The following is a 15,806-nucleotide window of genomic DNA, read 5'->3' on the forward strand; positions in this document are numbered from 1 at the left end:
AAGCCATTCCATGCTACGCAACTATCTACTTACAGCTTACCGGAATTTAAAACGGCAAAAGGCTTTTTCGGCAATTAATATTCTGGGTCTGGGGGTGGGCATGGCTGCGTTTTTACTTATTCTGCAATATATCCGCCATGAGCTGAGTTACGATAGGTTCCACGAAAAGGGAGAAAGAATATACCGGGTAGGCACCAGTTTTTATAAGGAAGGAGTACCTACAGAGTATGCCACTACTTTTCTTGGATTGGGGCCAGCTATGAAAGCAGATTTCCCGGAAATAAGTGAGTTTACCCGCTTGTGTTTCCGCAGAGGGGTTGTGTCTTACAAAGCAGGGACATTTACTGAAGAGAACCTGTATTTCGCTGATCCAGGCTTTCTCCAGATGTTCTCATTCCGTATGCAACCCGGAAGCACTGCTACTTTGAAAGCACCCAATGAAGTGATTATTTCCCAATCGGCAGCCAGGAAGTATTTTGGTCAGGAAAATCCCTTAGGAAAAGTAATGAAGCTGAAAAGTAGATTGTTTGAGCAAGATGTAACCGTAAGAGGAGTATTTGCCGATTTACCTACTAACTCTCACCTTCGCATAGATTTTTTGGCTTCTGTTCAGACTTTGGTAAGCCACCTGGGAAATGAACGCCTCAATGGATGGGACAGCATAGATCATTACACGTATGTTCTCTTGCGTGAAGAAGCCTATGTGCAAAACTTAAACGCTAAATTTCCGGCATTTCTTGATAAATATCTGGGTACACTCTGGGGAGAAAGTGGAGTTGGGCTAGGCCAGAACCGGATAGGATTTGTGCTAACGCCTTTATTAAACATTCACCTGCATTCCAGACTGCAGGATGAGGCTGAAACAAATGGTGATATTGCCATCGTACGCTTGTTAATGCTGATTGCCGCTTTTATTTTGCTGCTGGCTTGTATCAACTATATTAATTTATCTACGGCCAGGGCAATGGAACGGGCCAAAGAAGTAGCGGTAAGAAAAGTAATTGGCGCCAGCCGCCTGCAGATAATCAGGCAATTCTTCCTGGAATCGCTGCTGCTCAATTTAGTAGGTATCATACTGGCATTTACCCTAGCGCAAGTAGCCAGTCCCTGGATAAACAGTCTGTCTGGGAAAGCCTTTTATGTATTCAACTGGCAGGATACTACTTTATGGTTCTCTCTGGTAAGTATCTTCATTGCAACTACGTTTCTATCAGGAATATATCCGGCTTTTATACTGTCTTCTTTTAGGCCAGTAGTGGCTTTAAAAGGAAAAGTTCATGCTACTACTGAAGTGTTCTCCTTCAGAAAAATGCTCATTGTACTTCAGTTCGTAGTGGCCATTCTACTGGTAAGCGGAACCTATGCGGTGTACAAGCAAATGCAGTTTATGCAGGAATATAATTTAGGCATGAATATCGATCAATTGCTGGTTGTAAAAGCTCCACTGTTGAGAGAAGCCGATTCTGTATTTAGTCAGAAAGCAGAGGTTTTCAAACATCAACTCCTGTCACAAGCCAACATTAACAAAGTTACGGTTTCTTCCTCCGTACCCAATACTGGTATGTATGGCACCATTGGAGCAGTAGGCAGATTAGGTACGAAACCGGAAAATGAAGACTTTAGGTTTCACCATATCTATGCAGATACCGATTTTATTTCTACCTATGGTCTGCAAGTTCTGGCTGGCAGAAGTTTTTCGAAAGATCTGTCTACAGATAAAAACAATCTGATTCTAAGTGAAAGAGCCATACAAATACTGGGCTTTCAAAGTCCGGAGGCAGCCGTAAACCAGCGGATTCAGTATGAGGGGGAGAAAACCATCATAGGCGTAATCAAAGATTTTCATCAGTATTCGGTAGCCAAAGAAGTGATTCCCATTATTCTGGAACTACGCACCAACGACCGGAAGTTTTTCTCAGCCAAAGTAAATACCAGTAAACTCACGCAGACCATCGCTTCCGTACAGGAATCTTACGAAAAATTATATCCGGGCAGTCCGTTTGAGTATTTCTTTATGGATGAGCATTTTGCCAGCCAGTACGAAGCCGATAAACGGTTCGGGCAGGTATTCAGTGTGTTTTCAGGCATGGCAATTTTTATTGCCTGCCTCGGCTTATTTGGCTTGGTTTCCTATACTACTATTCAGCGAGGTAAAGAAATAGGCGTGAGAAAAGTGCTGGGGGCTACCCTAACTTCCTTATTACTGCTGCTGTCCAGAGACTTTATGAAGCTGGTAGTACTGGCACTTGTGATTGCCTGCCCGGTGGCATACTGGAGTATCCAGCAATGGCTCTCCGGGTATGCCAGTCACACACCTATTGCCTTAGATTTCTTTCTCATACCAGGTATCTCTGTGCTGCTGATTGCTTTCTTCACCATCAGTTACCAGACAATTAAATCAGCCAGGGAAAATCCGGTGAAAGCTTTGAGAAATGAATAACCGACCGCAGATAATAATGATTGAAATGATCAACAGGATAAAAGATACCAAGATAAAAATCCTGTTAATCCTTTAATCCTGAAAATCCTGGTTCCAGACGATCATCTGTGTAATCTGCGGTCCAGATTCCAGACAACAATAGTACTTCCTTACATCTACTCTCTATGCTCCGCAACTATCTCACCATCGCTTACCGCAACCTTACCAAGCACAAAGCTTTCTCTTTCACCAACAGCCTGGGCTTAGCCGTAGGCATGGCCGCCTGTTTACTGGTATTACAGTATGTTGTTTTTGAGTTCAGCTATGATAGCTTTCATACCCAGGCAGACCATATTTACCGCCTGGCTGGCCGTCGTTTTGTAGCCGGACAATTAGATGGGGAAAGTGCCCAAAGCTACCATGCTGCCGGACCTACTTTGCAGAAAGAAGTGCCGGGAATTTCACAATTTACCAGACTGCGAAGCTGGTACGGCAATACCATGGTGAGCCATATAGCCGGACAGCAAACTACCATGTTTCAGCCGGTTGTTATCCGTACCAAACAATTTACTGACTCCACATCGGTATTGCTTGCCGGAAATTTCAATGGGTGGAATCCGAATGAAAATCCTATGCAACGTGAAGGCAATGAATGGGTGGCCCGGCTCAATCTCGTTCCAGGCAAATACAGCTATAAGTTTGTAGTAAACGGAAACTGGGTGAACGATAAGGATAATCCGCTGGTGGATACTACTGACAATAACAATTCCCTGTTTTTTGTAGCAGAAACCGAAAATTATAAAAAAGCGGCGCAAACATTTAGGGAAGTATCTTTTAAGGAAGATGGTATTTACTTCGCAGATGCCACCTTTTTTAATGTGTTTACTTTTCCATTGATCAAAGGAAATCCGAAAACAGCCCTGCACGAATCGAATTCGGTAGTAATCTCTGAATCAATCGCCCGCAAGCATTTCGGCAGTGAAGACCCGATGGGCAAACTGATCAGCTTCCGGCAAAATGATAATGCCCAGCCTAAACTGATTACCGGCGTTTTCAAAGATGTACCTGCCAATTCTCATTTGCAATTCAATTTCCTGCTTTCGTACCGTTCGCTGGGCAGCGACTTAGATATGAACTGGCAGTGGTTTCAAACCTACACCTACGTAGTATTGGCGCCTGGCGTAAAACCTGCAGAAGTAGAGGCAAACTTTCCGGCTATTATTGACAAATACAGAGGTCCTGCACTACAGGCTGACAATGCCAAAGAAGAATTATTTCTGCAGCCCCTTCAACAAATACACTTATACTCCGATCTTAAGCGCGAAATTGGGGTAAACAATTCTATTACCACCATTTATTTTCTCCTCATCATTGCAACATTCATCCTGATACTGGCCTGGGTGAATTACATCAATTTATCTACCGCCCGTTCCATTGAAAGAGCCAAGGAGGTAGGCATACGCAAAGTGGTAGGTGCCAGCCGTTCTCAACTAATAGGCCAGTTTATGGCAGAATCCCTGGTATTGAATGTACTGGCAGCCGTATTTGCCATGACACTCGTGCAGGTGGCTCTCCCCTATTTTAACGATTTTACCGGACAGCAAATGCCTTTAACCTTATGGAAAGAGTCTACTTTCTGGCTGTTATTTATTGGCTTATTTATGGCAGGAACACTCTTTTCTGGTTTATATCCGGCCTTTGCCCTTTCCTCTTTTCAGCCGGTTTCGGTAGTAAAAGGAAAATGGCGGAGTTCTGCCAGTGGTATTATGCTGCGGAAAAGCCTGGTGGTATTCCAGTTTGTGATTTCGGTACTGCTGATTACCGGCACTTTTACCGTATACCGCCAGATCGATTTCATGCAAAACCAGGATCTGGGGATCAATATTGATCAGATTATGGTAGTAAAATCACCGTTTATTGTCAACAATAAGCAGTTTAGCCAGAAGTTTGATGTATTCCGTAACCAGGTACTGCAATACCCCAATGTAAGGCATTTTGCCTCTACGGATGTCGTGCCAGGCATGGAAGATATGTATTCCGATAATGGCATCAAACGGGAAGGTAGTGAAGACATCAGCCTATCTATGTTTAGCCTGATCTGGGCCGATTATGATTTTATTTCTACGTATGGTATCAAATTACTCGCCGGACGGGCATTCTCTAAAGACTTCAGCACTGACAAGGAAGGCGCTATTATCAACGAAGCAGCAGCAAAAGCCCTGGGATTTGCAAGCGCGCAGGAAGCGGTGAATAATAACATTATGTATGGAAAAGATAATAAATACAAGGTAGTCGGCGTAATAAATAACTATCACCAGAAAACCTTGAAAAGCGATTATGTACCAATGATTTTTCTGCTGAATCCCCAAGATGGCCGCTGTTACTCCATTAAAATAGAGGCGAAAGATGCAGGAAATACAGTGGCAGCCATTGAAAAAGCTTATCAATCGGTGTTTCCCGGAAATCCTTTCGAGTACTTTTTTCTGGATGAATTTTTCGATTCCCAGTATAAAACTGACCGGCATTTCCGTCGCATATTTACTTTGTTTGCAACGCTTGCCATATTTGTGGCCTGCCTGGGTTTACTCGGACTGGCTTCCTTTGCTACCGTTCAGCGCACTAAAGAGATTGGTATCCGCAAAATACTCGGAGCCTCCGTGAATCAAATTATTTACCTGCTTTCCAAAGATTTTCTGGGACTGGTATTACTGGCCAACCTGATTGCCTGGCCTTTGGCGTACTGGGCCATGTATGAATGGCTTTCAACCTATGCATTCCGCATTAACATTAATCCCTGGCTGTTTATCATTCCAAGTATTCTGGTGTTTGTAATTGCCCTGCTGACGGTGAGCCTGCAAACGATTAAATCTGCCAAATCGAATCCGGTCAAAAGCCTGCGGTATGAATAAGCTTGTACCACAGATCAGGCAGATTGTTCTGATAAGGAAGAATAATGGTCTGGAACCTGGATTATAGGGATTAAGGGATTCGCAGGATCAAAATTAAACGCAGAAAATATCCGGTAATTCTTCTACTCCTCAAAATCCAGGTGCCAGACAATATTTACAAATTATAACTTCAAAAAGATATGCTTCGTAATTACCTCACTATCGCCTACCGGAATTTGCTCCGGCATAAAGTATTTTCGCTGCTCAATATTTCCGGACTGGCTATTGGCATGTCGGCTTGTTTGCTCATTCTGCAATATGTGAGTGTTGAAATGAGTTTCGATGATTTTCATACAAAAGGAGATAGAATTTACCGGGTTCGTTTTGATGAAAGCCATAATGGCGTAGTTGGCCATAGCAGTGCAGGCAGTTCGCCCGGCGTAGGTCCGGCAATGAAACGGGAATTTCCGGAAGTGGAAGAAATAGTACGCCTGTGCGACATGGATCACTGGAATTACATTTTCACTTACAAAGACCTGGTACTCTCACAAAAGAATGTATTCATGGCAGATGCGACTTTCTTTAACATGTTTTCCTACAAACTGATTTCTGGTAATCCCCAAACGGCCTTAACTTCTCCCAGGCATATGGTACTTAGCGAGTCTACGGCTAAAAAATATTTCAGAGGCGAAAATGCGCTGGGCAAACAAATGATGGTATATACTAATCAGGGCAAGGGGCTTTATACAATCAGCGGTGTTATGGAAGATATGCCGGCCAATTCGCACCTGGACTGTAAAGTATTACTCTCCTACTCTACCCTGGTTACACTAGACAAAGGCGCCCAAACCAGCTGGAACTGGAATGCTTTTTTAACCTATGTATTGCTCAAACCCGGCGTAGAAAAGCTGAATGTTGAAAATAAGTTTCCTGGCCTGATACAAACTTATAAAGGCGAAGCATTAGCCGGAACCAACGTAAGCTGGCAATTATCTTTGCAAGCCCTGAAAGATATTCACCTGTTTTCTAACCTGAAATTTGAAGCGAAACCCAATGGAAATTATACGTCTGTGTATCTGCTTGCCGGAATTGCTGTGATCATCCTCATTATCGCCTGGGCCAATTACATTAATATGACCACAGCCAAAGCCATGGAAAGAGCCAAAGAAGTCGGTATCCGGAAAGTGATTGGTTCACACAGAAATCAACTCATGCTGCAATTTTTGACTGAGTCATTTTTGCTCAACGCAGCAGCGTTAATTATTGCTTTATCTCTGGTGCAAGTCTTGCAGCCTCTATTTGGCCAGCTGACCGGGCAAAAGATGTTCACCCTGGCATATTCTTATTCCTTCTGGACAGGTTTACTGCTGTTACTCATGGTGGGCAGTGTACTTTCAGGCCTGTATCCGGCTTTTATATTGTCTTCCTTCCGGCCAATTACGGTACTTAAAGGGAACATAGCCAGAACTCGGCAGGGGATTTATTTGCGAAAAAGCCTGGTTATTGTACAGTTTACCTTATCTGTATTACTCATATCTGGCACACTAGCGATTTACAGGCAATTGCAATATATGCAGCAGGTAGATCTGGGTCTGAACCTGGATCAGGTATTGGTGTTTAAAAGCCAGAATGTATTTCCGAAAGATACTGATCTGGTACAATCCACCAGAACACTCAAAGAATTATTGCAGAAACATTCATCCATACAAGCAGTTACTACCTCGAGCAGTATTCCTGGGGAAGCTATTACCTGGGCGACCAACGATTTCCGCCGGGCAGGAACAGCTTTTACACAGGCGAATGATTTCTCGGTGATGAGCGCCGATCATGATTTTGCCCGTACCTTGGATCTGCAATTACTGGCTGGACGGTTCTTTTCCCCTACTATTGCTACAAACCAGGAATCTGTTGTCATTAACGAAGCGGCCTTACAAGCATTTGGATTTACTTCTCCCCAGCAAGCACTAAATGAAGTGATTATTTCTGATGATTTCCAGTTTAAGCACCGCATTATTGGAGTCGTAAAAAACTTCCACCAGCAATCCCTGCAGAACCGGCACCGTCCCCTGATCTTTACTTATCAGGAAGTATGGTTTAATAATTATTATGAGGTAAAACTAAATGCTGCTGATCTGCAAGAAACCATTGCCTATATTAAAACTCAGTTTGAGAGGGTATTTCCAGGCAATCCTTTCGATTACTTTTTCCTCGACGATTTCTTCAACCAGCAATACCAGGCCGACAGGCAATTTGGAAAAGTGTTCAGCTTGTTTTCAAGTCTGGCGATTTTTGTGGCCTGCCTGGGTTTATTAGGCTTAGCTTCTTTTGCCACACTGCAACGGACCAAAGAAATCGGTGTACGCAAAGTATTAGGTGCTTCGGTTTCAAATATTGTAATCCTGCTTTCCAGAGAGTTTATCGGGCTGATTCTGGTCGCTAACCTGATTGCATGGCCTCTGGCTTATTGGGGAATTAGTCTTTGGCTGGAGAATTACGCTTTCCATATTACACCTAGTGTCTGGTTGCTGCTGCTGCCTAGTGTTCTGGTATGTGCCATTGCTTTGTTTACAGTAAGTATTCAAACTATAAAAGCCGCCCAAACCAATCCAGTGAGAAGCCTGCGCTATGAATAGCCTGCCTGACCGCAAATTACATGGATTATTCTGCTGATCAGGATGAAATATACCCATAGAAGAACTCTGATCATCCTGAGGTGTATATAATCTTGGTGTCATACAAAGTATATGTTTTATTTTGACACAATTAGCTGTTTCATTTTGAAACAAAAAACAAAGCAATTAACTATCTATAAAACAGCAACATATTGATAATCAACATCAATACTCTATGGCATTATTATAGAAAGATTAATCGAAACCAGGCTTTATCGGATAAACCAGGAATAAGAACGAATATATTGAAAGAAGAAGCTTGTCAATTTCTTAATTCTGTAAATCCGGATCCCATAAAATAATCCGACTACATTCACTCTTATGATACACAACTACCTTATTATCGCCTGGAGAAATATACGCAAGAATAAAGTTTTTTCCTTTATCAATATGATGGGTCTGGCCATCGGTATGGCGGCCTGCCTTCTGATTCTGGAATACATCATATTTGAAACCAGCTATGACCAGTTCCATAGCAAAGGCGGCCAGATTTACCGGGTGATCACCCAGCCGGAAGAAAGCGAAACCTATGTAGCCACTGCCAATGCTCCCCTGGGACCTTCGCTCAAAGCAGAATTTCCGGAAGTGGCCAACTATACCCGTTTTTTGTATACTGGAGGCGTAGTAACCATCACACAGCATCAAACCGGAAAATTAGCTTCGTACCACGAGGATAAACTAGCGTATGTAGATTCAACTTTCCTGGACATGTTTTCTTATTCGCTTGCAGCAAATACAGGAACAGGTGTGCTGCAACAACCAAATATGGCCGTACTTTCTCAGGCTTTTGCAAAAAAATACTTTGGTTCTGTTCAAGCCACTGGTAAAGTAATTACGCTGTATGATCAGTTTGGCAAGCATGAATGTACAGTTACTGGCGTTCTATCCAACATCCCACAAAATTCACATTTGCAGTTTGATGCCTTGTTTTCGATGGCTACCCTGAGCAAAACTGACCAGTTCTGGGCAAAGCTGGATAACTGGAACTGGACGTCCTTTTACACCTATGTACAATTAGCCAATAATGCCATTCCCCAGCAAATGGCTAATAAATTTCCGGCACTCATTCAAAAATATGGCGGCTCCGAAAAAAGCAAACTTGCCTTACAACGCATGCCTGGTATACACCTCTACTCTGATCTGCAAGCGGAAGCTTCAACCAACGGAAACATAAAACTAGTCTATTTCCTTACGACCATCGCCTTTTTCATCTTACTCATCGCCTGGATCAATTATATCAATCTCTCTACGGCAAGAGCCATCGACCGGGCCAAAGAAGTAGGCATACGCAAGGTTTCCGGCTCTACACAATGGCAGCTCATAATCCAGTTTATGTATGAGGCTTTGTTTTTAAATATTATAGCCATTATTTTATCCCTCACCATCGTTCAATTATCTCAGCCGCTGTTTAATGAGCTAACAGGTAAGCCGCTTACTATTCTGCTGTTGCGTACTCATTTTGTTTGGGCTGCGATACTCCTTATTTTTATGGCAGGCGCAGGTGTATCAGGTTTATATCCGGCCTTTATATTATCTTCTTTCAGGCCGGCAGTTGTACTAAAAGGCCGGTTAACAGGAAGTTTCAAAGGTGCTTTTCTCCGGAAATCACTGGTTACTTTTCAATTTGCTGCTTCTGTAGCTCTAATCATTGGCACGTTTACGGTTTACAGCCAGCTGGATTATATGCGCAACAAAGACCTGGGCATGAATATTTCGCATCTATTGGTGATCAAAGCGCCAGTGATCCAGGGCGAAGAACTGAAATTTGTTGAGAATGTAGAGGTATATAAAAATGACATGAAGCAATATCCGGCTGTACAAGCCATCACAGCTTCTCAAACGATTCCGGGAATTGGATATAACTGGTATTCCAGTGGTTTCAGAAGGCAGAGTGATCCGGAAAATCCTGCCAATAAGTACAATGTGTTTTATATCAACAACGACTTTCTGGAAACGTACCAGATACAACTGTTGGCTGGCCGTAATTTTTCGCCTGCCAGAAATACAGATGGAGCGGATAAAGAAGTTATTATTAACCAGACGGCCTTAAAGCAATTAGGTTTTGCTTCGAATCAAGATGCCATTAACCAGTATTTGTATAATGGCGAAAATAAAGAAGGCCGGATTGTGGGCGTAGTACAGGATTATCACCACGAATCGCTGAAGACTAACCTGGAAGCCATTATTATTTTCCCCAGTAACTGGGCTAATTATTTTACCCTACGAATCAACAGTAGTGATACACCTGCTCAAACCCTTGCTGAGGTAATTTCCAAAGCCAAGCAAAAATATGACGTACTTTTTCCGGGCAATCCATTCGAATATTTCTTTTTAGATGAGTTTTTTAACCAGAAATACCAGACTGACCAGCAATTTGGTAAAGTATTCAGCTTGTTTGCCGCTTTGGCTATACTAGTAGCTTGTCTGGGTTTATTTGGATTAGCTTCGTTTACTATTTCGCAACGCACCAAAGAAATTGGGATTCGAAAGGTGTTAGGTGCTTCAGTTTCCAGCATTCTTATTCTGCTCTCCAAGGATTTCGTCCGGCTGGTTTTACTGGCTAATGTAATTGCCTGGCCTCTGGCATACATGGGAATGCACTGGTGGCTGCAAAATTATCCCTTCCGCATCGGATTAAGCTGGTGGTTATTTATCATACCAGCACTATTTATTCTATGCATTGCCCTGCTTACCATCAGCCTGCAAACCATCCGTACAGCCAGATCGAATCCTATTCAATCCCTTCGCTATGAATGAGTTTGAAATCAAAATCTATATGAGAACATTATTATTTTCTTGCCTGCTTCTATTGGGAATAGCTGCTGGTTGTTCTGAAAAACAGATATATGAATCCCAAACGATGGCTGCTACCGTTGCACCAGCAGTTTCGGGTATTTCGTCCGGAGCATACGAAAAGTATACGGGTACCTTTCAAATGCAGCAAGCCAGTTTTAATGAAGTAGCCATTACCACCGAAAATGGGAAGCTTTTTGCACAGGCTACCGGCGAAAGGGTAGTAGAAATATTTCCCGAAAAAGAACATACCTTTTCTATACCAGCTTTCAATGCCAAAATCACTTTTATTCCCACCGCTGACAGTACATTTACAGAGATAACCATTTTGCTGGAAGGCAACGAGCTAAAAGGGGTCAGGAAATAAAAAAGCCGGAGGTTAGCTCCGGCTATCTGTTAACGGTATGTTTTATTATTAACTCTCATAGCTCAGGCCATACTGCTTGAGTACATCTTCGGGTACCCCTTGCCACTGGTTAGGTGTATTGCCCATATAACCGATGTCTTTAATACCCATTTGGCTGGTATAAAAACCAGTAGCTACAAAACCACGCATCATACTGAAAAAAGCAACGCCCTGGGTCATGTCAGGTTTAGCTTGTTCCGGATACGCGATCATATCAACGATTTCAATCTGCTGGGCTTGGGTACACTTAACAAATGGATTGTTATAGCGTTTTTTGCACTGGTTGTCCAGCCAGCGGATACCACCCCGCATAGGTGTCTGATTGCGGGGTACATCTTTCATCATAAACTCAATAAAAGCTGGTACGCCAGCTTGTGAAGCACTTCCAGACTTTTCATCTTTAGGGATAATAATATCACCCAAAACGGTTACAGTTTGCAACTCATGTGCGGTGAAAAATTTCTCTTTCTTGAGTTTTTCGTCCCGTTCAGCTTCAAACTTCTGCCGGCCCCCGGGAATAGTAACCGGCGTATCAGGTATATTTTCGGCAACAGCTACCTGAGGGTTCAGGCCAGCCAGTCCGAGTGAACTCAGGGTTATGGCCTTTAAAGTATCTCTGCGTTTCATTATAAATCGTATTTTGTTTCTTTGAAAAAATTGTTTCAAGATCCATTCTACAGTCTGATGAAAGTAGTTACATATTAGTAACTACTTTCATCAGACTGTAGAAGAATCAGTTTACAAATTATTCTGTTTAGCCTGCTCCATGATGTAATCAGAAGTACGCATCGAACAAGCCAGAATCGTCCAGGTTACGTTTTTATCGCCTTGTGACGGGAAGGCACCGGCATCTACTACAAACAGGTTTTTCACATCATGTGCCTGCTGGAATTTATTCAAGGCAGAAGTCTTAGGATCACTGCCCATGCGCACAGTACCAATTTCATGGATGATTTTACCTGGTTCGGCAAGCCCATAATTGTTTTCAGGACCAGGTTTGCTGCCTAAGGCAATACCTCCCATTTCATGGATGATCTGCTCAAAAGTATCCTGCATGTGTTTGGCCTGTTTGATCTCATGCTCCGACCATTTGTAATTGAAACGCAACACCGGAATACCATATTTATCCACCACATTCGGATCGATTTCGCAGTAATTGCTTTCCAATGGCACAGGCTCTCCTCTACCGGCCATGCCTACATACGCTCCATAGAAACGGCGGAAATCGTCTTTCAGACCGGCACCATACCCACCGGCAGGTTTCATTTTACCATCACGTCCTGGAATTTTACCATTCAGGCCTTCAATTCCCCATCCGAATCCATAGGCTGGCATTCCCATGCCTCCCCAGTATTCGATATGATAGCCACGTGGGAAATCGAGTTTACTATTATCCATCCACCATGGCGTAAATACGTGCATACCGCCTACCCCATCTTCATTATAACGCTTGCGGTCCATTAAGCTGGGCACAAAGGCACTGCGGGAAGCACCGGTAGAATCATTCAGGTATTTACCCACTACCCCACTGGAATTGGCTAAGCCATTGGAGAAACGGGAGGATTTAGAATTTAATAAGATACGTGACGATTCGCAGGCACTGGCCGCCAGCACTACTACTTTACCTTGTATAGCTATTTCTTCTAAAGTGAGTGTATTTACATACGATACACCACTGGCTTTGCCAGTAGCCGCATCGGTAAGCACTTCACGGGCCATTGCATTATTGATCAGCGTAACATTACCGGTTTTAATGGCAGGTTTTACAAGTACTGATGAAGAAGAGAAATCAGCATAGGCCATGCAACCTCTCCCGCATTGCGAACAATAGAAACAGGCACCCCGCTCATCGTTGATTTTCTGGGTAAGAATCGAAAGCCTGGAAGGAATTACCGGAATATTGAGTTTGGTACCAGCCTTCTTAATCATCAGTTCATGCAGACGGGGTTTAGGCGGCGGCAGAAATATGCCATCCGGTTCGTTGCGCAAGCCTTCCTTCGAACCAAATACCCCGATCAGCCGGTCTATTTTGTCGTAATAGGGACTTATATCGTCATAGCCAATGGGCCAGTCTTCGCCGATACCGGTCATACTTTTGCGCTTAAAGTCATCCGGGGCAAATCGTAAGGAGATACGTCCCCAGTGATTGGTACGGCCACCCAGCATCCGTGAACGGAACCATGCAAATTCTGAACCTGGCTTATTGGTATAGGGTTCGCCTTCGATTTCCCAGCCACCCCAGGCCGCATCAAAATCTCCGAAAGCACGGGTAGTACCAGCTCCTCTTCTGGGCGAATCGTAGGGCCACTTTAGTTGTGTAATATACTTGGCATCAGCCGGGTCGTAATAACCGCCAGCCTCCAGTAAGGCTACATTGGCTCCCGCTTTGGAAAGCTGATAGGCGGCCATACCACCACCAGCTCCTGAACCGACAATAATTACATCGTATACCTTGGCCGCTTTCTTTATCTGAACATCATTCATTGTGAAAAAAATTATGGTAAAATATAGGGTTTTGCTTTCTGCAGAATTGGTTCTGTTAACTTCTTAAAATCTGATTTAACCAAAGGCTAAGGTTACGAAAATCCTGGTAAGAATACAATATGTTTTTGTGTTTTTACAGTAACTATATACTTCATTCACCATACATCTTGCTCAGTCCTAAGAGGGCATCTATCTATTTCAGGTTAATAAAAGTTTTCTGATTGTACAGAAAGCAGAAATATATTAGCAAAATGCTAAACCATAAAGCGAATAGCCATAACCATATTACCAGTAGGCAAAACCGGAATGTAATAGCCCAACACAAGAGAGTAAGCTGACACAACCACAATGGCAGCAACCAGAACCAGCCTGCAACCTGACAGAGCGGCAGTGTTAGCAATTATTTCAACGTGGTAAGAAGCCAGACCAATTTTATAAATACACATATTCGGACTTACAATTGGTAACAATGAATAATAAAATTGTGTTTACACCCTATATTACACCTGACACCGTTAGAATTGGGTAAAATTTTGTTATACCCTTTGAATACACCATTAGAATTGTTTTTCATTAAACCTCTATATAATGATACAAGATCAATTAAGCTATTTAACTCCCAAACAGATCGTAGCCGAATTAGATAAATACATTGTGGGCCAGAAAGATGCCAAGCGGAATGTGGCCATTGCCTTACGGAACCGCTGGCGCCGCATGAACACGAATACGGACATGCGCCAGGAGATTGTACCCAATAATATTTTAATGATCGGGGCTACCGGGGTAGGTAAAACAGAGATAGCCCGCCGGCTGGCAAAAATTGCAGATGCCCCTTTTACAAAAGTAGAAGCATCTAAGTTTACGGAAGTAGGGTATGTAGGCCGAGATGTAGAAAGCATGGTGAGGGATCTGGTAGAACAGGCAGTACATCTGGTGAAAGCGAATAAAAAGGAAGGCGTAAAAGCCCGTGCCAACCAGGCCGTAGAAGATATTATTCTCGATGCCCTGATTCCACCGGTACGCAAAGCGGGAAGTTCCTCTTCTGGATTTTCTTATGACAACAATACAATGCCCGACAATGATGAGGAACTGAATGAACGGACCAGAGAACGTTTCCGGGAGAAAATCCGCAATGGTGAGATGGAAGACCGCAAAATTGAGATCAGCATTCAGCACAGTGCCGGGAGTAATGTGGGAATGGTTGGCCCAGGTATCGACGAAATGACGATGGCCAATTTGCAGGAAATGATTGGGGGAATGTTGCCCAAGAAAACCAAAAAACGCAAAGTAACCATTGGCGAAGCCCGTAAAATTCTGTTTGAAGAAGAATCTGCCAAGCTCATAGATATGGACGAAGTAAAAGAGGAAGCCATCCGGAAGGCAGAAGACAGTGGCATTATTTTCATCGATGAAATTGACAAAATCGCTACATCCCGTAAAGGCGGTGGCGGTGGGCCAGATGTAAGCCGCGAAGGAGTGCAACGGGATCTGTTACCGATTGTGGAAGGAAGTACCGTAAACACCAAATATGGGGTAATCAATACAGACCATGTGCTGTTTATTGCCGCTGGTGCTTTTCATATATCCAAACCTTCCGACCTGATTCCCGAGTTACAAGGCCGTTTCCCGATCCGGGTAGAGCTGCAAAGCCTCACCAAAGACGATTTTTACCATATTCTGAAAGAGCCGAAAAATGCCCTGACCAAGCAGTATGAATCGTTGTTAATGGCGGAAGGCGTAGAACTTACTTTTCAGGATGAAGCTCTGGCAAAAATTGCAGAAATTGCTTTCCACATTAACTCAGAAGTAGAAAATATCGGTGCCCGCAGGCTACATACAGTCATGAGCCACCTGCTCAACGACTTCCTGTTCGATATTCCGGATGTGATCAGCGCCAATGCTAAAATTGTAATCACGCCTGAACTGGTAGATCAACGCTTATCCAGTCTTGTGAAAAACCGGGATCTGAGCCAGTATATTTTGTAAGGCGTTTAATTTTTAAATATCCCTCCTAATAAGGAGGGCCAGGGAGGTGTATTAGCTGATTGCATTTTGAAATTTTTGTAAACAACACACCCCTCTGGCTCCCCTTGTTAGGGGAGAATTTACCTTTACCAAACATAGCTTTTCTGATAAAAACTTCA

Annotated in this window: 8 protein-coding genes; 6 read left to right on the forward strand and 2 right to left on the reverse strand. The window is 43.3% G+C overall.

All coding sequences use genetic code 11. From position 1 onward, the window contains the following. The first annotated feature begins 10 nt into the window (after nt 1–10). The 5 genes from GXP67_RS10460 (at nt 11) to GXP67_RS10480 (ending at nt 11,139) form a co-directional block, all read left to right on the forward strand. Nucleotides 11–2,440, forward strand: a complete 2,430-nt coding sequence (locus tag GXP67_RS10460) for an ABC transporter permease (protein WP_162443080.1) — start codon at nt 11–13, stop codon at nt 2,438–2,440. Between the two features lie 164 nt (nt 2,441–2,604). Next, nucleotides 2,605–5,328 carry an ABC transporter permease gene (locus tag GXP67_RS10465; RefSeq protein WP_162443081.1) on the forward strand — a complete coding sequence of 908 codons (2,724 nt, stop codon included), beginning with the start codon at nt 2,605–2,607 and terminating at the stop codon, nt 5,326–5,328. Between the two features lie 179 nt (nt 5,329–5,507). Beyond that, nucleotides 5,508–7,940, forward strand: coding sequence for an ABC transporter permease (locus GXP67_RS10470; RefSeq protein ID WP_162443082.1), 2,433 nt, complete (start codon nt 5,508–5,510; stop codon nt 7,938–7,940). Nucleotides 7,941–8,300: 360 nt separating this feature from the next. Beyond that, complete coding sequence (locus GXP67_RS10475) at nt 8,301–10,736, forward strand: ABC transporter permease (RefSeq protein ID WP_162443083.1); 2,436 nt, start codon at nt 8,301–8,303, stop codon at nt 10,734–10,736. A gap of 19 nt (nt 10,737–10,755) precedes the next feature. Beyond that, complete coding sequence (locus GXP67_RS10480) at nt 10,756–11,139, forward strand: hypothetical protein (RefSeq protein ID WP_162443084.1); 384 nt, start codon at nt 10,756–10,758, stop codon at nt 11,137–11,139. Nucleotides 11,140–11,187: 48 nt separating this feature from the next. Here the strand turns inward: GXP67_RS10480 and GXP67_RS10485 are convergent, their stop codons facing one another. Further along, a complete protein-coding gene (locus GXP67_RS10485) occupies nt 11,188–11,805 on the reverse strand; it encodes a gluconate 2-dehydrogenase subunit 3 family protein (RefSeq protein ID WP_162443085.1) in 618 nt (205 codons plus the stop codon). Nucleotides 11,806–11,916: 111 nt separating this feature from the next. After that, nucleotides 11,917–13,662: a GMC family oxidoreductase gene (locus GXP67_RS10490; RefSeq protein ID WP_162443086.1), complete on the reverse strand. Its 1,746-nt coding sequence runs from the start codon at nt 13,660–13,662 to the stop codon at nt 11,917–11,919. 588 nt (nt 13,663–14,250) lie between these two features. On the opposite strand from GXP67_RS10490, the gene hslU reads away from it, so the two are divergent. Then, the gene (gene hslU / locus GXP67_RS10495) at nt 14,251–15,648 is read left to right on the forward strand and encodes an ATP-dependent protease ATPase subunit HslU (RefSeq protein WP_197901676.1); all 1,398 of its coding nucleotides are present in this window, start codon (nt 14,251–14,253) and stop codon (nt 15,646–15,648) included. Nucleotides 15,649–15,806 lie beyond the last annotated feature (158 nt).

The sequence above is a fragment of the Rhodocytophaga rosea genome, from assembly GCF_010119975.1.
Taxonomy (GTDB): Bacteria; Bacteroidota; Bacteroidia; order Cytophagales; family 172606-1; genus Rhodocytophaga; species Rhodocytophaga rosea.